Below are 23,169 nucleotides of genomic sequence, written 5' to 3' on the forward strand. Positions count from 1 at the left end.
CGCCCCTAAAGGGCGACTGTGCGGGACTGGGTCAAGAACTCCCGCAAGATGCGCTCGCCCGCCAGTACTCCCCGCTCCGGTAGGGCTGTGACGTTGGGAGCCGTCCAGGACTCGTCTGCCAGCTCTCCGTGGCCCGGGCGCCAAGCCCTGTCTGCTGCCAGTAGGAGGTCGGCGTCCAGCAAGGAGTCGCCGGCGGCCAGGGTCAGGGTGGCATTGGTGCGGCGGGCCACCTCTCGCATCGCTGCGCTCTTGGTGAGGGGCTTCGGGACGGCGTAGATCTTGCGGCCCTGCAACGACACCGTCCAGCCTCGGTTCTCCGCCCAGACCGCGAGTTCCTTCACCCACTCCTCGGGGAGGAGTTCGCGCTCGACCACGAGGTAGGCGAAGAGGTCCTCGGCGACGCGGTGCTTGCGTACCCACGCCGGGTCGGCGGTGTCCGCGAGGTACTGCCGGACCTCCTCCAGTGGGGCGCACTCGGCGGCCAGCTTCGCCTGCACCTGGGTGTGCCAGTTCTCGTCGGTCACGCCGTCGACGAGGAGGTGGCCGCCGTTGGCGCAGATCGCGAACTTCGGTTCCGGGCCTGGCAGGTTGATGCGCTGGTACTGCTTGCGGGTGCGGGTGGTGGTCGGTACGAAGACCGCCGCGTCACCGAGTTCGCCGAGTTCGGTGAGGAGTCCGGCCGCCGTCTCCGTCATGAAGGACAGCGGCTTGCTCTCGTGCACCTCGACGCAGAGCAGCCGGGGCGCCTGCGCGTCCGGCATGGTCAGGGCGAGGGCGGCCGAGGAGTAGATGAGCGTACGGTCGAGGTCGCTCGCGACGAGTACCGGCATCAGACCGCCACCGCCTTGCCGTCGGCACCGGTCGCACCGCGCGTGTACTTGGGGTGGATCAACCCCACGCAGGTGTACGGCAGTTCGGCCACCTCCTCGACGGGCACGCCTCTCTGCTCGGCGAGCAGTCTGACGTGGTCGAGGTCGGCGCCCGCACCGGCCCGCGCGAGGATCTTCCAGGGCACCCGGCGCAGCAGCACCCGGGTCGTCTCGCCGACGCCGGGCTTGACGAGGTTCACGTCGTGGATGCCGTACTCCTCACTGATCCGCTCAACTGCCGCCCAGCCCTCCCAGGTTGGGGTGCGGTCGGCGGCGAGCAGCTCCTTGGCGAGGACGGTCACCGCGTCCGATACCTCCGGGAAGCGTGCGGCCACGGCGTCCAGGAAGTCCACGGAGACGTCGACTCCGGCGAGTTCGCGATAGAACTTGGCGCCGTGGAAGTCGTGCGGGCCAACCAGGTCGGACCGCAGGACGGTACGCGAAATCAGCCCGGATACCGTCGAGTTGAGGCAGGCGGAGGGGATGAGGAAGTCCTCGCGGGTGCCGTACGTCCGCACGCAGGAACCGGGGTCGGCGAGCACCGCGATCTCCGGGTCGAAGCCGGTGATGCCGTCGGACTCCTCGAACTCCCTCACCGCGTCGGTGAGTTCGCGGGTGATGGCGCCCTTGCCGGTCCAGCCGTCGACGAACACGACATCGGCGGGGTCGTGGTGGGCGGCGAGATAGCGCAGCGCGTTGGCGTCGATGCCTCGGCCGCGCACGATCGACACGGCGTAGTGCGGGAGGTCGAGACCGTGCCGGTGCTGGGCCCAGCGGCGCATCAGGACGCCTACGGGGGTGCCGGCGCGGGCGAGGGAGACGAGCACGGGGTGCGGTGAGCGCTCGGCGAGGACGAGTTCGGTGACGGCGCCCACGGCGAGCGCGAGTCGGTCGGCGGCCTCGTCCAGGGCGGTGTGGAACAGCTGTTGGTACTGCTCGCTCGGCTGGTACTCCACCGGCAGCGACTCCGCGTAGTGCGCGCCGCCGCTCTGGATGGCTTCCTCGCGCTCCTCGGTCGGCGCCTCCAGCGTCACGTCCGAGAGGTCCTGGAGCAGCCAGCCGACCTCTTCGGGCGCGTACGAGGAGAAAGCGGGGCCGCGGAGGGGCTCGGGGAGCATGGGGGGCCTTTCGGGGACGTACGAGGGCACTACCGCGAGGATGACGTGCGGGGTGTGTGCGGCCAACTGAGCGAGCAGGCCGTGCAGTTCGGGGGTGTCAGCGCGGGAGTCGATGACCGCGACCACCGCGTCGAAGCCGGCGCCGGCGATGTTGTAGGCGTAGCGCTCGCCGGGGCCGTCCGCCGGGTTGTCGTGGGCCGGGAAGGAGATACGGGTGCGGATCGCGTAGCCCGGGTCGTCCACGGCGAGGACGGGTGAGCGGGTGGTGGTGGAGTAGGTGACGCCGGCGTCGACGACCTGCTCCAGTTCGCGGGCCAGTCTCAACGGGGCGTACATCAGCTCTTCGAAGCCGAGGATGTGCACGCGGTGCGCGCCCTCCGGGAGGGCGTCTGCGAGGCGGGCGGCCATTGCGGGGAGGGCGCGTTCGAGGCGTATTCGGTGCTGGGGGGTGAAGCCGTGTCGTCCACCGTCGGGGAGGTTTCTGGGCCAGCGGAGTTCGACTCGGGTAGTTCGGTTGGGGGTCGAGTGCGGGCCGGTGGGGGCCGGTCGCGCAGTTCCCCGCGCCCCTAGGGGGTTGGGGTTGGGGACGGTTTCAAGGCTCGGCCCAACCTCAGTGCTCAAGTCGGGTTCTGCGGCGTCGCCCTCGTCCTTTAGGGGCGCGGGGAACGGCGCGACCAGCCCAGACGGTGCCGCAGACGACAGACCACCCGCCCCGGCACCCCCCGACTCGTACCGCGCCACCAACTCCTGCCCCTTCTCCAGCACCCCCGCCGGCAGCCGAACCGTGCCCGATGCCGCCGCCACCAGGTCCACCCTCGCGCCGATCTCCGCCGCGAACTCGTCCAACCGCCCCGCGTCCGCCGCCGAACGCATGTCGACCAGGGCAACGACCACATACCGGTCCCGCGGATAACGCGCGTGCAGGTCACGGATGGTGTTCAGGACCGTGTTGCCGGTGGAGAACTCGTCGTCCACCAGGACCAACGGCCCCTCGCCGGCCAGCAGCGCCGGGTTCTCGGGCAGCAGGAGGTGGGACGTCGCGTGGGAGTGGGACTCCTCGAAGCCGCCCGCCGTGGCCACGCCGGCGACCGGGCGGCGGGTGGAGTGGAGGTAGGGGGCGACCGCGATGCCGTCCGCCACCGCGTGGCCCAGCCCCGTCGCGGTTTCGGCATAACCGAGGACCACCGCCCGGCGGGACTCCTCCGTGCCCAGGAGTTCGCGCACCCGACGGCCCAGGGTGAAGCCGTAGCCGTAGACCACGGACGGGGACTGCGGGACGTGCTTGCCGAGTACGTTCGACACGAGCAGGTGGGCCCGCTTGGGGTTGCGCCGGAGCGCCAGGCCCAGGAGGTCCGTCAGCTCGGGGTCGCCGAGCAGTTCGACCCCGAGCCGCTCCGCGACCCAACTGCCCGACCAGACCTCGTTATTGCCCGGCCGGACCCCGTCGTTCACTGCCTTGTTCATACGTCCCTTGCGATTCAGCCGGGGATTCCGGCGGCGAGCAGCTCCACGAAGCCGACGTCCTCGCGTGCGACCCCGAAGATCTCGGCGCGCAGCATCGTCCGCTCGGCCCAGGCGCGGTGCGGCTTCACCTCGTTCATCTTGTTCGTGTACGCCGAGCGCAGCACGCCCCCGCCGCCCCGCTCCGGCCGCAGGATGTCCTGCGCGTCGCAGAACTCCTCGTGGCTGACCACGGACAGCGCGTGCACGGGCAGCACGTGCGAGGGGTGGATGCAGGTCTTGCCCATCAGCCCGTTGGCCTGGTCGAGGGAGATCTCGCGCAGCAGGCCGTCCATGGCGTGCTCGATCAGCGCCTCGCGCAGCTCCTCCGCCTGGCCCTCCAGGAAAGGGCTGCGGCGCAGCTGCGGCTTGAACATGCGCTCCTGGACCCGGAAGTACTCCCACACCGGGCCGGTCACCGTGAACCCGGTGCCGTCGGCGCGGCCCAGCATGTTCACCACGTCACCGATCACGTTGGCGACGATCTGGACGTCGTAGGCCGTCATGTCGGAGGCGCGGCGCAGGCCGTAGGAGGAGCAGAAGTCCGTCACGCCCAGACGCAGGGCGAGGACGCGGTCGCGGTACTTGTCGACCGCGCGGGAGATGCCCTCCAGGGTCTCGACACGCGACTCGCGGTACAGCAGCTCGGGCGACTCCAGGACCGGCATGCCGAACAGCCGGTGGCCGCTCGCCGCCTCCGCGGCGGCCAGCGCCTCCAGGAAGGGGGTGCCGCTCTCCTCGGTGAACTTCGGCATCACGAAGCCGGAGAGCAGTTCTACGGCCGGGCCCATGCGGCGTACGAGATCGGGGATCTGCTCGGGCACGCGGACCCGGATGAACAGCAGCGGAAGCTCGGTGTCCGGGCGTGCGGCCAGCTCGGTGAACTGCTGGACCAGGTTCTCCTCGGCGGCCGGGACGTCCTCGTCGCCGATCGAGTCCTCCAGGCACAGCACCATCGAGACGACACCGCGTCCCGCCAGCTTGACGATGTCGTCGGCGAGGTGGGGTCGGGTGGCCGGGCTGTAGAGCGTGGCGCCCAGGGCCGCAGCGAGCAGCCTGGCCGGGGAGTCCGCGTCGAACTCGCACGGCTCCTGGAAGAAGAGACGCTGCCGTACCTCAGGGGCAATGTGCCCGAAATGACGCATAAAGCTCCCCCGTGGTGCCGTTGTGGTTCGTGATTGTTTTCGATAGGTGGCCGGTAATAGTACGTACAAACCCATGTCGAGGGTTCCCACCGGGCATGAACTTCAGGTAACTCGGCCGTGTCGGTGTCCGAACCCCCACGTTGTCGTGACCAGGACCGAGAGGGCAGGATGACCGCATGACGCACGCGATGCTGAAGGGGTCGAACGTCCCGCTGGAAGCCACCACGGTACGTGCCGTGCTGCGCTGGACCCCCGGGGCGGAGGTCCCGGACGTGGATGCCTCGGCGCTGCTCCTCGGCCCCGCCGGTCAGGTGCGTTCCGACGAGGACTTCGTCTTCTACAACCAGCCCCGGCACCCCTCCGGGAAGGTCTGGTGGCTCGGCAAGAAGCGTGTCGCGGAGGGCCCCACCGACACGATCCAGACAGATCTCGCCGGTGTCGAGCCCGAAGTCAGCCGGATTCTGGTGGTCGCTTCGGCGGACGAGGTCACCTTCGACCACGTACAGGGGCTGCGCATCCTGCTGTACGACGCGGCCGTCGCCGAGGGTGAACCGCTGCTGTATTTCGACATCAAGCCGGAGACCGGTGAGGAGACCGCGCTGATCTGCGGGGAGCTGTACCGGCGGGGTGACGGGTGGAAGTTCCGGGCGCTCGGCGAGGGGTACGCCAACGGGTTGCGCGGGCTGGCGATGGACTTCGGGATCACGGTGGACGAGTCGGAGGGGGTGGGGGTGGGGGTTGCTGAGGCGGGGGTCTCCCAGCCGTTGCCTCCGGCGGTTCCGGTGCAGGTGCCTCCGGCGGTTCCGGTGCAGTCCGGGTACGGGTATCCGCAGGAGCCGGTGACTCAGCCTGCGTATGGGTATCCGCAGACGGCGCCCGCGGGGACGTATGGGTATCCGCAGCCTGTGCCTGTTGCTACTGCGCCGGATCCGGACTTTCGGATGCCTCCGCAGGGGCCGCAGTTCATCTGAGGGTGGGTGCGTTGTTTTTTGGCTACCGGCCGGTGGGGGCTGGTCGCGCAGTTCCCCGCGCCCCTAAAAACTAGCGCTCGACCTTCGTCTTGTAGCCCCGCCCCCACTGCAGTCCCCACCCATACAAGCGGTCCAGCTCAGCCTGGAAGCCGTAGACGAACTTCACTTCCCGGCGGACGACCAACTCCCCCTTGACGTTCTCGATCATGACGACCGCGCAGGAGCGGGCCTGGGGGTGGCGTTCGTCGAGGCCTATCTCGATGCGGGGGCCGTTGCTGGGGTACAGCGTGACGATCGCGTGGGTGCGGTCGAAGGCCGGGGTCTGGTCGTAGATGTAGACGAAGACCAGGAGGCGCTTGATCTGGTCGCGGTGGTCGAGGTTGACGTACATCGTCTCGCCGGACGCGGAGCCGAAGCGGTCGTCGCCGCTGAGCTTCACGTAGGGGGGTGAGTTGACGTCGCCGAGGAGGCCGCCGAGGGGCTGGACCACGCCCTTGGTGCCGTCCATCAGCTCGTAGAGGCAGCCCAGGTCCAGGTCCACGTTGACCATGCTCTGGCTGTGGCCCATGACCTCCGGGGGCTTGAGCGCCTTGAAGGGGTGCCGGAGCAGGCTGTCCCGCTGGAGGCCGCCGATGTCGGAGGTCCGCATCCGCCAGGTGAGGTTGACGCGGAGGTTGCCGGTGGCCGCGCCCTGTTTGGTGAGCGAGACCTGGTGGTGCCGTTTGGTCAGTTCTATCGCGTTGCTGGCCGCGCTGCCCGAGTCGAAGTCGGCCTCGCGCCGCCAGATTCCGTCGAAGAAGCCCATTCCCGCCCCCACGTCCACATCAACGTCCCGCATGACAAAGCCGTCGGGGCGGCCGGACAGAGGACATGTCCTCGACGGCCGCCCCGAACAGAAGCGTTCCCTTACCAGGGAGCTTGTCACACCCCGGACGAGACCTCAGTCTTCTCGTCCGCGCCCGCTTTTCCCTCGGCTTCCGCGAGGGCCTTGTTCCTGCGGACCGAGGACCAGAAGGACCAGCCGATCAGGATGACGCCGACCAGGCCGGTGATGACCTCGTTGATCTGGTACTGGATGGTGACCATGAGGATCACGGCCAGGGCGCCGATCGCGTAGTGGGCGCCGTGCTCCAGGTAGACGTAGTCGTCCAGGGTGCCCTGGCGGACCAGGTAGACCGTCAGGGAGCGGACGTACATCGCTCCGATGCCGAGGCCCAGGGCCATCAGGACGATGTCGTTGGTGATGGCGAACGCGCCGATCACGCCGTCGAAGGAGAAGGAGGCGTCGAGCACTTCCAGGTACAGGAACATGAAGAACGCTGCCTGGCCGGCGAGGACGACCGCCGAGCGCTGCTTGCCGGTGCGCGCTGCCTCTTCCTCCTCCTCGTGCTCCCGCTCCTCCTCTTCTTCGAGCTTGTCCTCGAAGTAACCGGAGAGTCCGCCGACGATCATGTACGTGATCAGACCGGAGATACCGGCGATCAGGACCGTCTGCGCCTTGTCCGCGTGCGCGCCGCCGTGCTGGTGGGCGTGGGCCGCGAAGGTGAACGAGGTGATCAGCAGGACGATCAGGGCGATGCAGACCGACAGCATGTCGACCTTGCCGAGCTTGGCCAGCGGGCGCTCGATCCAGCGCAGCCACTGGATGTCCCGGTCCTCGAAGATGAAGTCCAGGAAGATCATCAGCAGGAACATGCCGCCGAAGGCCGCGATCGCCGGGTGGGCGTCGGTGACCAGCTGCTGGTAGTGGTCCTTGTTGTTGAGCGCGAGGTCGACCGCGTCGATCGGGCCGATCTTGGCGGTGACCGCGACGATGACGACGGGGAACACCAGCCGCATGCCGAAGACGGCGATCAGGACACCGATGGTGAGGAAGATCTTCTGCCAGAAGGCGGACATCTTCTTCAGGATCCCGGCGTTGACCACCGCGTTGTCGAAGGACAGCGAGATCTCCAGGACGGCCAGGATCGCCACGATGCCGAAGGCTTCCCACCCCCCGTAGAACGCCGCTGCGACAAGGCCGAGCGCGGTGACCGCGAACGACCAGCCGAAGGTTTTCAGAAGCACTGGCTACCCAATCGTGTGTTGGGGGTTCCCCCAGACGGAGTCTGGGGGAGGGTCTCCCCCCGCGCCGCACTCGGCTTTACTTAAAATTTGACGTCGAGCACTGAGTCTAGAGGGAGACTCCGCCGACCGGGACAGCCGGTGTGGATAACGCCCTTTACGAGACGTTGACCCCGAAGTCCATGGCGATGCCCCGCAGTCCCGACGCATACCCCTGTCCGACCGCCCTGAACTTCCACTCGCCCTGGTAGCGGTAGAGCTCGCCGAAGATCATGGCCGTCTCGGTGGAGGCGTCCTCGGAGAGGTCGTAGCGGGCCAGCTCCAGGCCGTCGGCCTGGTTGACGACGCGGATGAAGGCGTTGCTGACCTGGCCGAAGGTCTGGCCGCGGACATCGGCGTCGTGGATGGAGACCGGGAAGACGATCTTGTCGACGTCGGCCGGGACCGCCGCGAGGTTCACCTTGATCGCCTCGTCGTCGCCCTCGCCCTCACCGGTGAGGTTGTCACCGGTGTGCTCCACCGAACCGTCCGGGCTCGTGAGCTGGTTGTAGAAGATGAACCACTCGTCCCCGAGCACCCGGCCGCCGTTGCACAGCAGCGCGCTGGCGTCCAGGTCGAAGTCGGCTCCGGTGGTGGAGCGCGCGTCCCAGCCGAGGCCGATCAGGACGTTCGTGAGGTTCGGTGCGGCCTTGGACAGGGAGACATTGCCCCCCTTGGCGAGCGTGACGCCCATAGTGCTGGTCCTCCCCGAGGTGATGCTTCTTTGGTTGTCCTGCACTCCCCCGGAGGGGAGACCCTCCGGCGCCGCACGCGAACCGCGCGGCGCCGGACGGTGAAGCCTCCGTACATCGGACGCTCGTACGTCAGACGTTGACGCCGAAGTCCTGGGCGATGCCGCGCAGGCCCGAGGCGTAGCCCTGGCCGATGGCGCGGAACTTCCACTCCGCGCCGTTGCGGTACAGCTCGCCGAAGACCATGGCCGTCTCGGTGGAGGCGTCCTCGGAGAGGTCGTAGCGGGCGATCTCGGCGCCGCCGGCCTGGTTCACCACGCGGATGAAGGCGTTGCGGACCTGGCCGAAGGACTGCTGGCGGTTCTCGGCGTCGTAGATCGAGACCGGGAAGGTGATCTTGTCGACGTCGGCCGGGACCGCCGCGAGGTTCACCTTGATCGCCTCGTCGTCGCCCTCGCCCTCACCGGTGGTGTTGTCACCGGTGTGCTCGACGGAGCCGTCTGGGCTCTTGAGGTTGTTGAAGAAGACGAAGTTCGCGTCACTGGCGACCTTGCCCGCGCTGTTCAGCAGCAGGGCGCTGGCGTCGAGGTCGAAGTCGGTGCCGGTGGTGGTACGGACGTCCCACCCCAGACCGACGATGACCGCGGTCAGGCCCGGGGCCTCCTTGGTCAGTGAAACGTTGCCGCCCTTGCTGAGGCTGACTCCCACGAGTCCTCCATTGGTGTCCAGGGGCGGGGATGCCCCGTAGTGCGTCGGTATCGGATCAACGTCTCGATCCTAGTGACGGGTTCCCGACCCTCGCAGGCTCTGGAACCTAACAATCACAGGCTGTCGAGCGCCTTCACGTACTCGTTGAGGTCGCGCGCGTCCGGGAGGCCGTTGACGACCGTCCAGCGCACGACGCCCTCCTTGTCGATGACGAAGGTCCCGCGCACGGCGCAGCCCTTGTCCTCGTCGAAGACGCCGTAGGCGCGCGAACTGTTGCCGTGCGGCCAGAAGTCGGAGAGCAGCGGGTACTCCAGGCCCTCTTGCTCGGCGAAGACGCGCAGGGTGTGGATGGAGTCGTTCGAGACCGCGAGGAGCTGGGTGTCGCGGTCGGTGAACTGCGGCAGGTTGTCGCGCAGGGAGCACAGTTCGCCGGTGCAGACGCCGGTGAAGGCGAAGGGGTAGAAGAGCAGCACCACGTTCTTGTCGCCGCGGAAGTCGGAGAGCTTCACGGTGGCGCCGTGGTTGTCCTTGAGCTCGAAATCGGGGGCCTTGTCGCCGACCTGGATCGCCATCTCGTCCTGCATCCCTTCGGTGGGGCTGTTCGGGTGAGTCCACCCTGCGACCACCCTACGCAGCGATCACCGCATGCGGACGGACGGGCTGGCGTGGCCAGCCCGTCCGGGGTTCAACGATCGAGGTACCTCCGGGGTCTACCTCTTGGACTTGGCTGCCTTGGGCGTCACCAGCCGGCTGCCACTCCAGTCCTTGCCCACGCTGACGCTCTTGGCCGCGGAAAGGCCCGCGGTCGTGGCGGCTTCCGAGATGTCGCTGGGCTCGACGTAGCCGTCACGGCCGGTCTTCGGCGTCAGCAGCAGGATCGAGCCGCCCTCCTCGACGTACGAGATGGCGTCCACCAGCACGTCGGTCAGGTCGCCGTCCTCGTCGCGGAACCACAGCACCACGGCATCGGCGACGTCGTCGTAGTCCTCGTCCACCAGGTCGCTGCCGATGACTTCTTCAATGGCCTCGCGGAGTTCCTGGTCTACGTCGTCGTCGTAGCCGATCTCCTGGACCACCTGCTCGGGCTGGAACCCCAGCCTGACGGCAGGGTTCGTCCGCTCCTCCGCGTGGTCCGCGGTCGCGCTCACGGGTTGCCTCCTGATCATGTCTTGATGAATGTCCAGCATCGCGCGTGCGCGAAGCATTGGCCGTAGTCCACACGGACGGGCCGGATCGCGCAAGTACCCGGCGATTCGGAACGCCGAAACGGTGACGATCCTGGCCGTGTCGCCGCAACTCCAGGCACGCTATCGCGGCCGCTGGTGACGTACACCACAGCGTTCTGCCCGGTTTGCACGTTTGAGAACCCTCCGAGGGTACGCGACTCGAATGACTTTGCTAAACGAGTCACGGTTACCTCACGGTAGAGATGACGATTGCCATCCTGCGGTAGACCATGGGGAACGGTGCAGAACCATGGAAATCCAGCACCGATAAGCCTCATTAAGCCCTCATAGGCCCACCCCATCAGCCTCAGACAGTCCCCTCTGACAGGTAAGGAACAGCGTGGCTTCCGGATCCGATCGCAATCCGATCATCATTGGCGGCCTTCCGAGTCAGGTTCCTGACTTCGATCCCGAAGAGACCCAGGAGTGGCTCGACTCGCTCGACGCCGCCGTGGACCAGCGCGGCCGTGAGCGGGCCCGCTATCTGATGCTCCGGCTGATCGAGCGGGCCCGCGAGAAGCGCGTGGCCGTGCCCGAGATGCGCAGCACGGACTACGTCAACACCATCGCCACCAAGGACGAGCCGTTCTTCCCCGGCAACGAGGACATCGAGCGCCGCATCCTGAACGCGACCCGCTGGAACGCCGCGGTGATGGTGTCCAGGGCCCAGCGTCCCGGCATCGGCGTCGGCGGCCACATCGCCACGTTCGCCTCCTCCGCCTCGCTCTACGACGTGGGCTTCAACCACTTCTTCCGGGGCAAGGACCAGGGCGACGGCGGCGACCAGATCTTCTTCCAGGGGCACGCCTCACCGGGCATCTACGCCCGCGCGTTCCTCCTGGACCGGCTCAGCGAGCAGCAGCTGGACGCGTTCCGCCAGGAGAAGTCGAAGGCGCCGTACGGACTGTCCTCGTACCCGCACCCGCGGTCGATGCCGGACTTCTGGGAGTTCCCGACCGTGTCGATGGGCCTGGGCCCGCTCGGCGCGATCTTCCAGGCGCGGATGAACCGCTACATGGAGGCGCGCGGGATCGCGGACACGTCGCGGTCGCACGTGTGGGCGTTCCTCGGCGACGGCGAGATGGACGAGCCGGAGTCGCTCGGCCAGCTCTCGATCGCGGCGCGCGAGGGCCTCGACAACCTGACCTTCGTCGTCAACTGCAACCTCCAGCGGCTCGACGGGCCGGTGCGCGGCAACGGCAAGATCATCCAGGAGCTGGAGTCGCAGTTCCGGGGCGCCGGCTGGAACGTCATCAAGCTGGTCTGGGACCGCACCTGGGACCCGCTGCTGGCCCAGGACCGGGACGGCGTGCTGGTCAACCAGCTGAACACCACGCCGGACGGCCAGTTCCAGACGTACGCCACGGAGACCGGCGCGTACATCCGCGAGCACTTCTTCGGGCACGACCACCGGCTGCGCGCGATGGTCGAGAACATGACCGACGACCAGATCCTGCACCTGGGGCGCGGCGGGCACGACCACCAGAAGGTGTACGCGGCCTTCGAGGCGGCCAAGCAGCACCAGGGCCAGCCGACCGTCGTCCTCGCCCAGACGGTCAAGGGCTGGACGCTGGGCCCCAACTTCGAGGGCCGCAACGCCACGCACCAGATGAAGAAGCTGACGGTCGCCGACCTCAAGGGCTTCCGCGACCGGCTGCACCTGCCGATCACCGACCAGGAACTGGAGTCCGGCGCGCCGCCGTACTTCCACCCGGGCCGGAACTCGGAGGAGATCCAGTACATGCACGACCGGCGCAACGCGCTGGGCGGCTACGTCCCGACCCGTGTAGTCCGCTCGAAGCCGCTGACGCTGCCCGAGGACAAGACGTACGCGAGTGTGAAGAAGGGTTCGGGCCAGCAGTCGATCGCCACCACCATGGCGTTCGTACGGCTGCTCAAGGACCTCATGCGGGACAAGGAGATCGGCCGGCGTTTCGTGCTGATCGCGCCGGACGAGTACCGCACGTTCGGCATGGACTCGTTCTTCCCGAGCGCGAAGATCTACAACCCGCTGGGGCAGCAGTACGAGTCGGTGGACCGTGAACTCCTGCTCGCCTACAAGGAGTCGCCGACCGGTCAGATGCTGCACGACGGCATCTCGGAGGCGGGCTGCACCGCTTCGCTGATCGCGGCGGGTTCGGCGTACGCGACACACGGCGAGCCGCTCATCCCGGTCTACGTCTTCTACTCGATGTTCGGTTTCCAGCGCACCGGTGACCAGTTCTGGCAGATGGCCGACCAGTTGGCGCGCGGTTTCGTGCTGGGCGCGACCGCGGGTCGTACGACTCTGACCGGCGAGGGTCTCCAACACGCGGACGGGCACTCGCAGTTGCTCGCGTCGACCAACCCGGGATGTGTCGCCTACGACCCGGCGTATTCGTACGAGATCGCGTACATCGTGCAGGACGGGCTGCGGCGGATGTACGGCTCGGACGCGGAACACCCGCACGGCGAGGACGTCTTCTACTACCTCACCATCTACAACGAGCCGATCCAGCACCCGGCCGAGCCCGCGGACGTCGACGTGGAGGGCATCCTCAAGGGCGTCCACCGGATCAGTCGGGGCGCCTCGGGGACGGTTCCGGCGCAGATCATGGCGTCGGGCGTGGCGGTGCCGTGGGCTGTCGAGGCCCAGCGGATTCTCGCCGAGGACTGGAACGTGCGGGCCGATGTGTGGTCCGCGACCTCCTGGAACGAGCTGCGGCGCGAGGCGGTCGACGTGGAGCGGCACAATCTGCTGCATCCCGAGGAAGAGCAGCAGGTTCCTTATGTCACGCGGAAGTTGAGCGGGGCGGAGGGGCCATTCGTGGCTGTTTCCGACTGGATGCGGTCGGTTCCTGACCAGATTTCTCGGTGGGTGCCGGGGACTTATCAGTCGCTGGGTGCTGATGGGTTCGGGTTCGCTGACACGCGCGGGGCGGCTCGGCGGTTCTTCCACATTGACGCCGAGTCGATTGTGGTGGCTGTGCTGACGGAGTTGGCGCGTGAGGGGAAGGTTGATCGGTCTGTGTTGAAGCAGGCGATCGATCGGTATCAGTTGCTGGATGTTGCCTCGGCTGACCCGGGTGCGGCGGGCGGGGACGCGTAGTCGTTTTTCGTCTGCGGGTGCGTGGGGGCTGGTCGCGCAGTTCCCCGCGCCCCTAATCGGCGGCCCCTTCGGGGCGCCGATAAGGGGCCGCCCGCCCCCCTAACATGCCGTCATGAACGAACCCTCGGCACAAGCTCGTTGGGAGCAACGCACTCAGCGGCCTCTGCTGGCGCTCGCGGTGGGGTTTGCCGTCGCCTATGCCGTGCCGATCGTGGACACCACCGCCGGTCATTCGCTGACGGCGGTGTGTACGGGGGTCGAGTGGGTGGTCTGGGCGGCGTTCGCCGTCGACTATCTGATGCGGCTCGCGATGTCGCGGGACCGGCGGCGGTTCGTGCGGACGCACTGGATGGATCTGTGCGCGGTCGTGCTGCCGATACTGCAGCCGCTACGGCTGTTGCGCATGGTGTCGACGCTGATACTCGTCGGGCGCCGGGCCCGGATGGCCTCGCAGATCCAGCTCACGACGTATGTCGCCGGCGCGGTGATCGGGCTGCTGATGTTCGGTTCGCTCGCGGTGCTGTCCGTGGAACGGGACTCGCCCCACGGGAACATCCGGACGCTGGGTGACGCCGTCTGGTGGTCGTTCACCACGATGACGACAGTGGGCTACGGCGACCACGCGCCGACCACCGGGCTCGGGAGGATGATCGCCGTCGGGCTGATGCTCTCCGGGATCGCGCTGCTCGGTGTCGTCACCGCGAACATCGCCACGTGGTTCATCGCCCGGTTCGAGAAGGACGACGTGGAGGAACGGCGCCAGACGGAGGCGATCGAGGCGCTGACGGCGGAGGTGCGGGCGCTGCGGGCGGAGGTGGCGGCGCTGTCGGGGGCGCCGGTGGTGGGTGTCTCCGGGGCGGGGGCGGCTGCTCTGTCCGGAGCGGAGGCGGCGGCCCTCTCCGGGGCAGAGCAGTAGCCCTTTCAAAGGCCGATACAGCCCGGAAGAACGTCCGCTCGGCCTCGGCTCAGAAGAACGTCCACAGGACCGCCGCCACCGTGTCGATCGCGCCCAGGATGAGGGCCACCAGCGCCATCGCCCGGCGGGAGCCCGTCCACTTGCGGCCCATGGCCAGCCAGCCGCAGATCACCGCGATCGGGCCGAGGACGATTCCCAGGGTGAAGAAGCCCGCTACCGCGCAGACCAGTCCGATGATGCCGAGCGTCGCGCGGTCCGGCCCGCTCCCTGACCTCATGCGGCCACGCGAGCGGGGGGTCTTGCGCGTTCCGAAGCCCGTCATCGTCAACTCCCTGGGCGTCCATGCCAGTTCGGCCAGTTCCCTACGATGACCGGATACCCGCGTACACACAAAAAAAGCCTGCTTGCGCGCTGCCCCCCTCCGGCAGCGCGCCGCAGACCAACCCGTCCCCCCTGCCCTGCGGAGGACTTGACTTACTGTGACCTGCGGCGCGTACCGGACGCCAGGAATCTTTAGGGGAGTCACCCTGATAGGCGAAATCGGCCTGAATCAGGGTTAGATGTGCGCCGCGCCCGCGCCCGCCTCCGCGTTCTCGCCGCGCTTGGTCAGCAGGGCCACGAACACCGCGACCACCGCTACGCCGGCCGCGACGAGGCAGGCCAGGCTCATGCCGGAGATGAAGGTGTCGTGGGCGACCTGCGTGATCTTCGCGGCGATCGCCTCCGGGGTGTTCGGGGCGATCGGGGCGACGCCGACCTGTACCGCTTCGGCGGTGGCGTCCAGTTGGGGCTGGGTGAGCTTGGGCAGGCCCGCGTCCGCCCAGTTGCCGGCCAGGTCGTTGTCGACGCGGGAGGCCATCACGGCGCCGAGGACGGCCGTACCGAGGCTGCCGCCGATCTGCATCGCGGCCTGCTGGAGACCGCCGGCGACACCGGAGAGCTCCATGGGCGCGTTGCCCACGATGACCTCGGTCGCGCCGACCATCACCGGGGCGAGGCCGAAGCCCAGCAGGGCGAACCAGATCGACATGACGGCGCTGCCGGTGTCCGAGGTGAGGGTGGACATGCCGTACATGGCGATCGCGGTGGCCGCCATGCCGCCGGCCAGCGGGATACGCGGGCCGAGCTTGGTGATCGCGGCGCCGGCGAGCGGGGAGCCGACGATCATCATGCCGGTGAGCGGGAGGAGGTGGAGACCGGCGTCGATGGGGCTCATGCCGTGCACGTTCTGGAGATAGAACGTCACGAAGAACAGGCCGCCCATGAAGGCGATCGCCATCAGGACCATGAGGACGACGCCCGCGGACAGCGGGACGGAGCGGAACAGGCCCAGGGGGATGAGGGGTTCCGCGACCTTCTGCTCCCAGAACGCGAACAGCGCGAAGCCCAGCACCGAGACGGCGAGGAACGTCCAGGTCGTGCCGGAACCCCAGCCCCAGGTGGGCGCCTTGATGAGGGCCCAGACGAGGCAGAACATCGCGCCGGAGAGCAGCACGATGCCGAGGATGTCGAAGGAGCGCGGCGCGTTCTCCGCTCGGTGGTCGCGGAGGATCAGCACGCCGAGGACCAGCGCGATGGCGCCGACCGGCACGTTGATGAAGAACACCGACTGCCAGTTGACGTGCTCGACGAGTACGCCGCCGAGGATCGGGCCGCCCGCGGTGGAGGCGCCGATGACCATGCCCCACAGGCCGATGGCCATGTTGAGCTTCTCGGCCGGGAAGGTCGCCCGCAGCAGGCCGAGCGCGGCCGGCATCAGCAGCGCGCCGAACAGACCCTGGAGCACGCGGAACGTGACCACGAACGCGATGCTGTGCGAGAGCCCGATGGCGCCGGACGCGAGGGCGAAGCCGCTCACGCCGATCAGGAAGGTCTGGCGGTGGCCGAAGCGGTCACCGAGCTTGCCGGCGGTGATGAGGGAGACCGCCAGGGCGAGGAAGTAGCCATTGGTGATCCACTGGACGTCGGCGAAACTGGCGCCGAGGTCCTTCTGGATGGCCGGGTTGGCGATGGCGACGATGGTGCCGTCGAGGGCCACCATCATGACGCCGACGGCGACGGTTATGAGGGTGAACCACGGGTGGCCGCGCAGCCCCGTGGAGGGCGTCGGGTCGGACGGGGCAGCTGGTGCCTTGTCCCCCGGCCCCGTCGCGCTGATGGTGGTCTGACTAGTCATGCGTTCGAGGCTAATGTCAGCCGCTGACAGTTGACAAACAGGTTCAGATGTCGGCGACTGTCAACAACGGCGAGGAGAACGGCATGGAGACGTTGCGCGAGCGCAAGAAGGCCCGCACGCGGGACGCGCTGCTGCACGCCGCCCTGGAGCTGTTCACGACCAAGGGCTACGAACAGACCACGGTCGACGAGATCACCGAGGCCGTCGACGTCTCGCAGCGCACCTTCTTCCGCTACTTCGCGAGCAAGGAGGAGGCCGCCTTCTTCGTGCCCCGGCTCACCGAGACGCACTTCGTGACGGCCGTCCGCGCCCGCCCGCCGCACGAGGCCCCGCTGGAGGCGCTGCGCCGGGCCGTGCTGGAGAGCTGGGACACCATCAACGAGGCGATCCAGCAGGTCGTACCGCTGGACCTGCACATACGCACCTACCGGACGATCGAGTCGACGCCGGCGCTGCTCGCCGCACATCTGCGGCGCCAGCAGGAGCTGGAGGAGGAGCTGGCGCGGATCGTCGCCGAACGCGAGGGACTGGCGGTGGACACGGACCCCCGGCCGCGGCTGGTGGTGGCCGTGTTCGGCGGGGTGATGCGGGTGGTGGAGCGGATGTGGATCGCGGGCGACGACCTCAGCATCGAGGCGATGCGGGAGCTGACCGCCGACTACCTCGACGGGGTGGGACCGGCGCTCGCCGGGAACTGGCGCACGAGTCACACAAAGTGAGTCGTACTGAGTTTCTCGTCACGTACCGCTGAAACGTGATCCCCGTCACTCGGTTAACGCGAGACCCTCTCGTTCTCCTAGTGTGTCCTCCCAGTGACTTCCTTCGACTCCTCCCCCACGCTGAACGCCTGGCGCGCACTGGCCGCGCTGGCCGTGGTGTTCGTGATGCTGGCGACCACCGGTTGGACCGCGGTCCGCAGCCACCCCGGGAAAACGGCGCTCCAGTCCTCGCTCTCCGCGTGGGAGCACGGCCGGATCGACGGGCGCGAGCTGCCCGACCCGGACGCGTCCCCGACCCGGCTGGCCCGCTTCTTCGCCTCGCTCACCGCGCAGCAGCGCACGCGCCTCGCGCACCGCTACCCGCTCGCGGTCGGCAACATGAACGGCGCCCCGGTCTCGCTGCGCTACCGCGCCAACCGCGTCGCCCTCGACCAGCAGCGCGAGGTCGAGCGGAAGCGCATGCACGACAACCGTCTGACGCCGCTGGGCCAGCAGGAGGCGGGCCGCCTCATGCACCGCTTCGAGGCGCTGATGACGAAGGACCGCCACATCCTCGCCTTCGACCCCGAGGGCGCGGGCCGGATCGCCGAGGTCTTCGGCGACCTGAACACCGCGCAGCGTGTGTCGGTGATCGTCCCCGGCGTCGACACCGACCTGCTGACCTTCCAGAAGACCAACAAGGAGTACTCGGCACCGGTCGGCATGGCGCAGAACCTGTACGCGGCCGAGAACACGGCGAAGTCCAGGGCGGACAAAGGCGGCACGCGTACGGCGGTCATCGCCTGGGCCGACTACACCTCCCCCGGCGGCCTCGGCATCGACTCGGCCACCGCGGGACGCGCCGAGGCCGGCGCCGTACGGCTGAACGCGCTGGTGCGGGCGCTGCCCGGCAAGTCGCAGGTCGCCCTGTTCTGCCACAGCTACGGCTCCGTGGTGTGCGGGGTCGCCGCGCACGAGCTGCCGACCCGGGTGACCGACATCGCGGTGGCGGGCAGCCCGGGGATGCGGACCTCGAAGGCCTCCCACCTGCACACGCTCGCGCGGGTGTGGGCGATGCGGGACGCCGACGACTGGATCCAGGACGTGCCGTACATGGAGCTCGGCGGTCTCGGGCACGGCGAGGACCCGGTGTCGAACGCGTTCGGGGCGCGGGTGCTGGCCGCGAAGGACGCCGAGGGCCACACCGGTTACTTCGCGGCGGGCACCGACAGCCTCGCCAACTTCGCCGACATCGGTGTTGGCGCGTACCGCTCGGTGACGTGCGCGCACGAAGGTGACACCTGCCGAGAGGGTTTGTCCGGCGCCTAGGCGTCGGACGCGCGTAGAAACAGCAGGAAGTGCGGTCTGCGCGGGGATGGGACGGAGGAGTGTGTGCCGCCTACGATGAGCCGCATGGGTGACGTACTGGCCGGATTTCATGCCGCCTGGGAGTTCGAGTCCGACTCCGTGCTCATCCGCTACGAACGCGGCATTCGAACACCCAAGCTATTCCAGGCGCTCGGTGAACGCCGGATCCCCTTCGAGGCGATCGAGACGGTGACGCTCGCGCCCGGCAGGCGCGGCACGGTCGTGCTCCGCGTGGAGCCGCGGGCCGGGGCCGACCCGCTGATGGAGGCGGCTGCGGGTCAGCTGAAGGAGAGCTGCGATCCCTACCGCCTTGTCCTGCCGGCCGAGCGCGAGACGCTCGCGGAGTACTACGCCGACGAGTTGCGTGCGCAGCTGAAGCGGGAGGGGCCTGCCGAGCGGTTCCTGGTGGCCGCGCCTGCGGTGCCGTTGCGGTTCAAGGCGTACGACGGGAAGGCGACCTTCGACGGGAAGACCGTGGCGTTCCGGTGGTTCTGGACGGGGGCGTCGTCCGCGAAGTGGAAAGCCGGCGACCAGAGCTTCGCGATCGCCGACCTGAACGGGGTCGAGTGGCGGTCACCCGAGGTCTTTGAGGGGCATCTACGGCTGTTGCGTGGCGCCGAGTCGCTGCTGCCTGTCGATCAGGATCCGGCGGCTGTGGTGTTCGGGCTGGGGTATGGGCCTGTGCACGAGTCTCTGCCGTTCGCGGCGGCGGTCCTCTCCGCCGTCCGCACCGCGCGGCCTACGGCCGTGGTTCCGGCCATGCGGCGCGACCCTGCGGATATTGCTGAGCGGATTCGTCACCTCGGGGAGTTGCATCAGGCGGGGCTGGTGACCGATGAGGAATTCGCCGTGAAGAAGGCTGAGTTGTTGGCCGAGTTGTAGCGGGGACGACTTGTTGTTTTTCGGCCGCGGGTCCGTTGTGGCCGGTCGCGCAGTTCCCCGCGCCCCTTTCGGGGCGCTCCAGTTAAGGGCGCTACTTACTTACTCCCTGCTGGAAGAAGCGAACGACATGTCCGTGTAGCGGTCGCCTGCCACCTTCCCCGCGATCGGCTCCAGTAGGGACAGTTCCTCATCCGTGAGGATGATCCTGGTCGCCGCCGTGTTCTCCTCCACCCGGCCGGGCTTGGTCGTGCCCGGGATCGGGATGACCGGGAGGCCGTGGACCTGTGCCCGCTGCTGCACCCAGGCCAGGGCGATCTGGCCCAGGGAGGCTTCGTGCGCCTTGGCGACCGTGCGGACCGGGTCCAGGAGCGCGCCGTTGGCGGCCGCGTTCTCGCCGGTGAAGCGGGGTTGCGTGCGGCGGTAGTCGCTCTCGGTGAGGTCCTGTTCGGCGTTCGCGAACGAACCCGTGAGGAAGCCTCGGCCGAGCGGTGAGTACGGTACGACCGCCACGCCCAGGTCGGCGGCGGCGCCCACCAGGCTGATCTCGACGTCGCGGCTGAAGAGCGACCACTCCGACTGGACGGCGGCGATCGGGTGGACGGCGTGGGCGGCCCGCAGTTCCGCGCCCGTGATCTCGCTCAGGCCGAGATGCTTCACCTTGCCCTCGGCGACCAGTTCCGCCATCGCGCCGACGGTGTCCTCGATGGGGACGGCCGGGTCGCGGCGGTGCATGTAGTAGAGGTCGATGGTGTCGATGTCGAGGCGTCGCAGGCTGGCCTCGACCGCCTGGCGGATGTACGGGCGGTCGTTGCGGATGACGCGCCGGGTGGGCTCGCCGGGCGGGATCGACAGGGCGAACTTCGTGGCGATGACGACCCGGTCGCGGTGGGCCTTGAAGAAGGGCGACAGGAACCGCTCGTTCTCTCCCTGACCGTACGCGTCCGCCGTGTCGTACAGGGTCACGCCCAGGTCGAACGCGCGGTCCAGCGCGGCCTGTGACTGCTTCGCGTCCGAGGGGCCGTAGGCGAAGCTCATGCCCATGCAGCCGAGGCCCTGGACGCCGACCTCGGGGCCGGCCGCGCCGAGTCGTGCGGTCGGGATCGAGGTGTCGGTCATCCTGCCTTCTCCTGTTCGTAGGCGCGGCCGGCCGTGGCGTAGAAGTTGATCTTCCGGTCGAGGACGGCCAGGGTGTCCTGCAGTTCGGCGATCCTGGCGATGACGTCCCGGCGGGTCGCCTCCAGGAGTTCGAAGCGGTCGCCGTAGGTGTGCTCGCCCTCGCGCATCAGCTCGGCGTAGCGGACCATGTCGGCGACCGGCATCCCGGTCAGGCGGAGCTTGCCGACGAGGTCGAGCCAGTCGAGGTCGCGGTTGCTGTAGCGGCGCTGGTTGGTGTGCGAGCGGTCGATGTGCGGCATCAGGCCGATGCGCTCGTACCAGCGCAGGGTGTGTGCCGTCAGGCCGGTGAAGGCGACGACCTCGCTGATCGTGTAGCTGTCCTCGCCGTCCGGACGCCGGTCGGCCTGCGGCGGGCCCGCGCAGCTGTCGGTACTGGTACCCGTGGTCTCCATCACCGTCATGGCCACCACGCTAGGGCCTTGGAGTGCACTCGAAGCAAGCGGAACCGGTAAGAAATCCGCAGGACGGGTCGGGGGTGCGGTGGATAGCGTGCGGGACATGAGTCTCGTACGACGGGCCGCCCCCGACGATGCCGCCGAACTACTGCGACTGCGCCAGGTGATGATCGACTCGATGGCGGGTTCGGACCCCGGCACGGACTGGCACGCGGAGTCCCTGCCGACGCTACGGGGGCGGCTCGCGTCGGACGAGGACTTCGGAGCGTTCGTCGTCGATCACCCCGAGCGGCCGGGAGCGCTGGCGGCCCTCGTGGTCGGGACCATCGAGTACCGGATCGGGAAGGCCGGCAACCCGCACGGCAAGGTCGGGTACGTCTTCAGCGTGGCCACCGACCCGGACGCGCGGCGTCGCGGGTACGCGCGCGCGTCCATGGACGAGCTGCTGGCGTGGTTCCGCGAGCGTGGCGCCCGGCGCGTCCACCTCACCGCGTCCACGGAGGCCGAGCCGCTCTACGCCTCGCTCGGTTTCGTGCCCAAGCCGGACCCTTTGATGGAGCTGAAGCTCTGACCACTTAGGCTCGACGACATGTCCTTGCAGAGCCTCGCGCTGATCGAGAACTGGCCGGTGCCGACCGCCGCGGCGGCCGTCGTACGAGCCGACGGGACCGTCCTCGGCACCCACGGCCCGACCGACCACCGCTTCCCGCTCGCCTCGGTCACCAAGCCGCTCGCGGCGTACGCGGCCCTCGTCGCGTACGAGGAGGGCGCGATCGAGCTGGACGAACCGGCGGGCCCGCCCGGCGCCACGGTCCGCCATCTCCTCGCCCACACCTCGGGGTTGGCCTTCGACGAACACCGGGTGACCGCCCCGCCCGGCCAGCGCCGCCTGTACTCGAACGCGGGCTTCGAGCAACTCGGCGACCACCTCGCGAAGGCGACGGAGATCCCGTTCGCGGAGTATCTGCGGCAGGCGGTGCTGGACCCCCTGGGCATGACGTCGACCACGCTGGAAGGCGCCGACTCCCCGGCGAAGGACGGCGTTTCGACGGTCGAGGATCTCGCGCGGTTCGCCGCCGAGGTCCAATCCCCCCGCCTCCTCGACCCCCGCACGGTCGCCGAGGCGATGACGGTCCAGTACCCCGGCACCAAGGGTGTCCTCCCCGGCTACGGCCACCAGAACCCCAACGACTGGGGCCTCGGCTTCGAGATCCGCGACTCCAAGTCCCCGCACTGGACGGGGAGTTCGTCCTCGCCGCACACATTCGGCCACTTCGGGCAGTCGGGTACGTTCCTGTGGATCGACCCGGTGGCCGGGGTGGGATGCGTGGCGCTGACGGACCGGGCGTTCGGGCCGTGGGCGGTCGAGGCGTGGCCGCCGTTCACGGACGCGGTCCTCGCGGAGCTCTAGAGCATCTCCCACATCAACACCTCGGCCCCGGTGGCCGCCTCCACCACCAGATCCCGCGCGTCCGTGATGCGCGCGGCATCCCCCGGCCCCAACTTCTCCCCACCCAGGCTCACTTCACCCCGCACCACATGCACATACACATGCACCGCGTCCGGTACGGCCGTACGCTCCCCCGGCACGAGCCGCCGCACGTGCAGCATCGCGCCCGCCTCCGGCACCGCGTACGGCGTGGAGTCGGCGATGCCATGGACTATCTCGTACGACGGTTCGCCACCCGGTTCCAGCGGGGCGAGCCACATCTGTACGAAGGTCAGGGGTGCGTCGCTGTCGTTGCGCTCGACGTGCCGGACTCCGGCCGCCGAGCTGAGGCGCTGGACGTCTCCGGGGCGGACGCGGGTGAGGTGGCCGGTGGAGTCGCGGTGGCTCAACTCCCCTTCCACGACCCAGGTGACGATCTCCGTGTGGCTGTGCGGGTGTTCGTCGAAACCGGCGCCGGGGGCGAGTCGCTCCTCGTTGCAGGCGATGAGCGCGCCGAACCGCAGGTTGTCGGGGTCGTAGTGCGGCCCGAAGGAGAAGGCATGCCAGGACTGGATCCCGGCCTGCGGGTCACCCCCTGGGTAGCGCTCGGCGGAGCGCCGTACGTCCATCACGCCCTCAACGGTAGCCCTGCGGACACCGGCCCGATCCCCACGGCGTCCAGCCCGACGCCGGGTGCGGGCCCACCAAG

General features: G+C 68.7%; 22 protein-coding genes. 8 read left to right on the forward strand and 14 right to left on the reverse strand.

Annotated features, from left to right (window positions below):
• Positions 1-5: 5 nt before the first annotated feature.
• From OG588_RS14855 to OG588_RS14865, 3 genes are read right to left on the reverse strand one after another with little or no spacing between them, the layout of a single operon-like run.
• Entirely contained in the window at positions 6-830 is an 825-nt protein-coding gene (locus tag OG588_RS14855) for an HAD family hydrolase (RefSeq protein ID WP_405947690.1), read from the reverse strand.
• A complete protein-coding gene (locus OG588_RS14860) occupies positions 830-3,451 on the reverse strand; it encodes a phosphoribosyltransferase (protein ID WP_405947691.1) in 2,622 nt (873 codons plus the stop codon). Before OG588_RS14860 ends, OG588_RS14855 begins: the two co-directional genes overlap by 1 nt.
• Before the next feature lie 14 nt (positions 3,452-3,465).
• Positions 3,466-4,632: an HpcH/HpaI aldolase/citrate lyase family protein gene (locus OG588_RS14865; RefSeq protein ID WP_019060365.1), complete on the reverse strand. Its 1,167-nt coding sequence runs from the start codon at positions 4,630-4,632 to the stop codon at positions 3,466-3,468.
• Between the two features lie 176 nt (positions 4,633-4,808).
• Between OG588_RS14865 and OG588_RS14870 the strand changes: the two genes are divergently transcribed.
• Positions 4,809-5,603: a TerD family protein gene (locus OG588_RS14870; protein ID WP_405947692.1), complete on the forward strand. Its 795-nt coding sequence runs from the start codon at positions 4,809-4,811 to the stop codon at positions 5,601-5,603.
• Positions 5,604-5,673: 70 nt separating this feature from the next.
• Here OG588_RS14870 and OG588_RS14875 read toward each other — a convergent pair whose 3' ends face one another.
• The 6 genes from OG588_RS14875 to OG588_RS14900 form a co-directional block, all read right to left on the reverse strand.
• Positions 5,674-6,408: a Tellurium resistance gene (locus OG588_RS14875; protein WP_033286889.1), complete on the reverse strand. Its 735-nt coding sequence runs from the start codon at positions 6,406-6,408 to the stop codon at positions 5,674-5,676.
• A 116-nt stretch (positions 6,409-6,524) separates the two neighbouring features.
• Positions 6,525-7,670: a DUF475 domain-containing protein gene (locus OG588_RS14880; protein ID WP_019060362.1), complete on the reverse strand. Its 1,146-nt coding sequence runs from the start codon at positions 7,668-7,670 to the stop codon at positions 6,525-6,527.
• Positions 7,671-7,824: 154 nt separating this feature from the next.
• Positions 7,825-8,400, reverse strand: a complete 576-nt coding sequence (locus OG588_RS14885) for a TerD family protein (RefSeq protein WP_405947693.1) — start codon at positions 8,398-8,400, stop codon at positions 7,825-7,827.
• A gap of 130 nt (positions 8,401-8,530) precedes the next feature.
• Positions 8,531-9,106, reverse strand: a complete 576-nt coding sequence (locus OG588_RS14890; RefSeq protein WP_019060360.1) for a TerD family protein — start codon at positions 9,104-9,106, stop codon at positions 8,531-8,533.
• A gap of 113 nt (positions 9,107-9,219) precedes the next feature.
• Positions 9,220-9,678, reverse strand: coding sequence for a peroxiredoxin (locus tag OG588_RS14895; protein ID WP_405947694.1), 459 nt, complete (start codon positions 9,676-9,678; stop codon positions 9,220-9,222).
• Between the two features lie 138 nt (positions 9,679-9,816).
• Positions 9,817-10,254, reverse strand: coding sequence for a DUF3052 domain-containing protein (locus OG588_RS14900; protein ID WP_019060358.1), 438 nt, complete (start codon positions 10,252-10,254; stop codon positions 9,817-9,819).
• Between the two features lie 418 nt (positions 10,255-10,672).
• On the opposite strand from OG588_RS14900, the gene aceE reads away from it, so the two are divergent.
• The gene (gene aceE, locus OG588_RS14905; RefSeq protein WP_405947695.1) at positions 10,673-13,420 is read left to right on the forward strand and encodes a pyruvate dehydrogenase (acetyl-transferring), homodimeric type; all 2,748 of its coding nucleotides are present in this window, start codon (positions 10,673-10,675) and stop codon (positions 13,418-13,420) included.
• A gap of 112 nt (positions 13,421-13,532) precedes the next feature.
• Positions 13,533-14,336: a potassium channel family protein gene (locus OG588_RS14910; RefSeq protein ID WP_405947696.1), complete on the forward strand. Its 804-nt coding sequence runs from the start codon at positions 13,533-13,535 to the stop codon at positions 14,334-14,336.
• Positions 14,337-14,385: 49 nt separating this feature from the next.
• Here OG588_RS14910 and OG588_RS14915 read toward each other — a convergent pair whose 3' ends face one another.
• Together OG588_RS14915 and OG588_RS14920 are read right to left on the reverse strand one after the other, a co-directional pair.
• Positions 14,386-14,658 carry a hypothetical protein gene (locus OG588_RS14915; protein WP_405947697.1) on the reverse strand — a complete coding sequence of 91 codons (273 nt, stop codon included), beginning with the start codon at positions 14,656-14,658 and terminating at the stop codon, positions 14,386-14,388.
• Between the two features lie 234 nt (positions 14,659-14,892).
• Entirely contained in the window at positions 14,893-16,512 is a 1,620-nt protein-coding gene (locus OG588_RS14920) for an MFS transporter (protein ID WP_405947698.1), read from the reverse strand.
• Positions 16,513-16,559: 47 nt separating this feature from the next.
• On the opposite strand from OG588_RS14920, the gene OG588_RS14925 reads away from it, so the two are divergent.
• The 3 genes from OG588_RS14925 (at position 16,560) to OG588_RS14935 (ending at position 19,460) form a co-directional block, all read left to right on the forward strand.
• The gene (locus OG588_RS14925) at positions 16,560-17,231 is read left to right on the forward strand and encodes a TetR family transcriptional regulator (RefSeq protein WP_405947699.1); all 672 of its coding nucleotides are present in this window, start codon (positions 16,560-16,562) and stop codon (positions 17,229-17,231) included.
• Between the two features lie 93 nt (positions 17,232-17,324).
• Entirely contained in the window at positions 17,325-18,539 is a 1,215-nt protein-coding gene (locus tag OG588_RS14930; RefSeq protein ID WP_405947700.1) for an alpha/beta hydrolase, read from the forward strand.
• Between the two features lie 75 nt (positions 18,540-18,614).
• Positions 18,615-19,460 carry a DUF4429 domain-containing protein gene (locus OG588_RS14935; RefSeq protein ID WP_405947701.1) on the forward strand — a complete coding sequence of 282 codons (846 nt, stop codon included), beginning with the start codon at positions 18,615-18,617 and terminating at the stop codon, positions 19,458-19,460.
• A 99-nt stretch (positions 19,461-19,559) separates the two neighbouring features.
• Here the strand turns inward: OG588_RS14935 and OG588_RS14940 are convergent, their stop codons facing one another.
• Both OG588_RS14940 and OG588_RS14945 read right to left on the reverse strand, forming a co-directional pair.
• Positions 19,560-20,576, reverse strand: coding sequence for an aldo/keto reductase (locus OG588_RS14940; protein ID WP_405947702.1), 1,017 nt, complete (start codon positions 20,574-20,576; stop codon positions 19,560-19,562).
• Positions 20,573-21,037, reverse strand: a complete 465-nt coding sequence (locus OG588_RS14945) for a MerR family transcriptional regulator (RefSeq protein ID WP_317771187.1) — start codon at positions 21,035-21,037, stop codon at positions 20,573-20,575. Before OG588_RS14945 ends, OG588_RS14940 begins: the two co-directional genes overlap by 4 nt.
• Positions 21,038-21,134: 97 nt before the next feature.
• Between OG588_RS14945 and OG588_RS14950 the strand changes: the two genes are divergently transcribed.
• A complete protein-coding gene (locus tag OG588_RS14950; RefSeq protein ID WP_405947703.1) occupies positions 21,135-21,602 on the forward strand; it encodes a GNAT family N-acetyltransferase in 468 nt (155 codons plus the stop codon).
• Between the two features lie 18 nt (positions 21,603-21,620).
• Positions 21,621-22,442, forward strand: coding sequence for a serine hydrolase domain-containing protein (locus OG588_RS14955; protein ID WP_405947704.1), 822 nt, complete (start codon positions 21,621-21,623; stop codon positions 22,440-22,442).
• Here the strand turns inward: OG588_RS14955 and OG588_RS14960 are convergent.
• Complete coding sequence (locus OG588_RS14960; protein ID WP_405953127.1) at positions 22,439-23,089, reverse strand: pirin family protein; 651 nt, start codon at positions 23,087-23,089, stop codon at positions 22,439-22,441. The genes OG588_RS14955 and OG588_RS14960 overlap by 4 nt on opposite strands.
• Between the last annotated feature and the right edge of the window lie 80 nt (positions 23,090-23,169).

Source organism: Streptomyces prunicolor (assembly GCF_045162825.1).
GTDB classification, from domain to species: Bacteria; Actinomycetota; Actinomycetes; order Streptomycetales; family Streptomycetaceae; genus Streptomyces; species Streptomyces prunicolor.

What these genes read in the sequence shown, in the direction of transcription:
- OG588_RS14945 (WP_317771187.1), bottom strand. Translation starts at nt 21,037, where the DNA reads ATGACGGTGATGGAGACCACGGGTACCAGTACCGACAGCTGCGCGGGC.
- OG588_RS14950 (WP_405947703.1), top strand. Translation starts at nt 21,135, where the DNA reads ATGAGTCTCGTACGACGGGCCGCCCCCGACGATGCCGCCGAACTACTG.
- OG588_RS14860 (WP_405947691.1), bottom strand. Translation starts at nt 3,451, where the DNA reads ATGAACAAGGCAGTGAACGACGGGGTCCGGCCGGGCAATAACGAGGTC.
- OG588_RS14960 (WP_405953127.1), bottom strand. Translation starts at nt 23,089, where the DNA reads ATGGACGTACGGCGCTCCGCCGAGCGCTACCCAGGGGGTGACCCGCAG.
- OG588_RS14915 (WP_405947697.1), bottom strand. Translation starts at nt 14,658, where the DNA reads ATGACGGGCTTCGGAACGCGCAAGACCCCCCGCTCGCGTGGCCGCATG.
- OG588_RS14870 (WP_405947692.1), top strand. Translation starts at nt 4,809, where the DNA reads ATGACGCACGCGATGCTGAAGGGGTCGAACGTCCCGCTGGAAGCCACC.
- OG588_RS14895 (WP_405947694.1), bottom strand. Translation starts at nt 9,678, where the DNA reads ATGGCGATCCAGGTCGGCGACAAGGCCCCCGATTTCGAGCTCAAGGAC.
- OG588_RS14885 (WP_405947693.1), bottom strand. Translation starts at nt 8,400, where the DNA reads ATGGGCGTCACGCTCGCCAAGGGGGGCAATGTCTCCCTGTCCAAGGCC.
- OG588_RS14855 (WP_405947690.1), bottom strand. Translation starts at nt 830, where the DNA reads ATGCCGGTACTCGTCGCGAGCGACCTCGACCGTACGCTCATCTACTCC.
- OG588_RS14865 (WP_019060365.1), bottom strand. Translation starts at nt 4,632, where the DNA reads ATGCGTCATTTCGGGCACATTGCCCCTGAGGTACGGCAGCGTCTCTTC.
- OG588_RS14940 (WP_405947702.1), bottom strand. Translation starts at nt 20,576, where the DNA reads ATGACCGACACCTCGATCCCGACCGCACGACTCGGCGCGGCCGGCCCC.
- OG588_RS14910 (WP_405947696.1), top strand. Translation starts at nt 13,533, where the DNA reads ATGAACGAACCCTCGGCACAAGCTCGTTGGGAGCAACGCACTCAGCGG.
- OG588_RS14875 (WP_033286889.1), bottom strand. Translation starts at nt 6,408, where the DNA reads ATGGGCTTCTTCGACGGAATCTGGCGGCGCGAGGCCGACTTCGACTCG.
- OG588_RS14920 (WP_405947698.1), bottom strand. Translation starts at nt 16,512, where the DNA reads ATGACTAGTCAGACCACCATCAGCGCGACGGGGCCGGGGGACAAGGCA.
- OG588_RS14925 (WP_405947699.1), top strand. Translation starts at nt 16,560, where the DNA reads ATGTCGGCGACTGTCAACAACGGCGAGGAGAACGGCATGGAGACGTTG.
- OG588_RS14935 (WP_405947701.1), top strand. Translation starts at nt 18,615, where the DNA reads ATGAGCCGCATGGGTGACGTACTGGCCGGATTTCATGCCGCCTGGGAG.
- OG588_RS14955 (WP_405947704.1), top strand. Translation starts at nt 21,621, where the DNA reads ATGTCCTTGCAGAGCCTCGCGCTGATCGAGAACTGGCCGGTGCCGACC.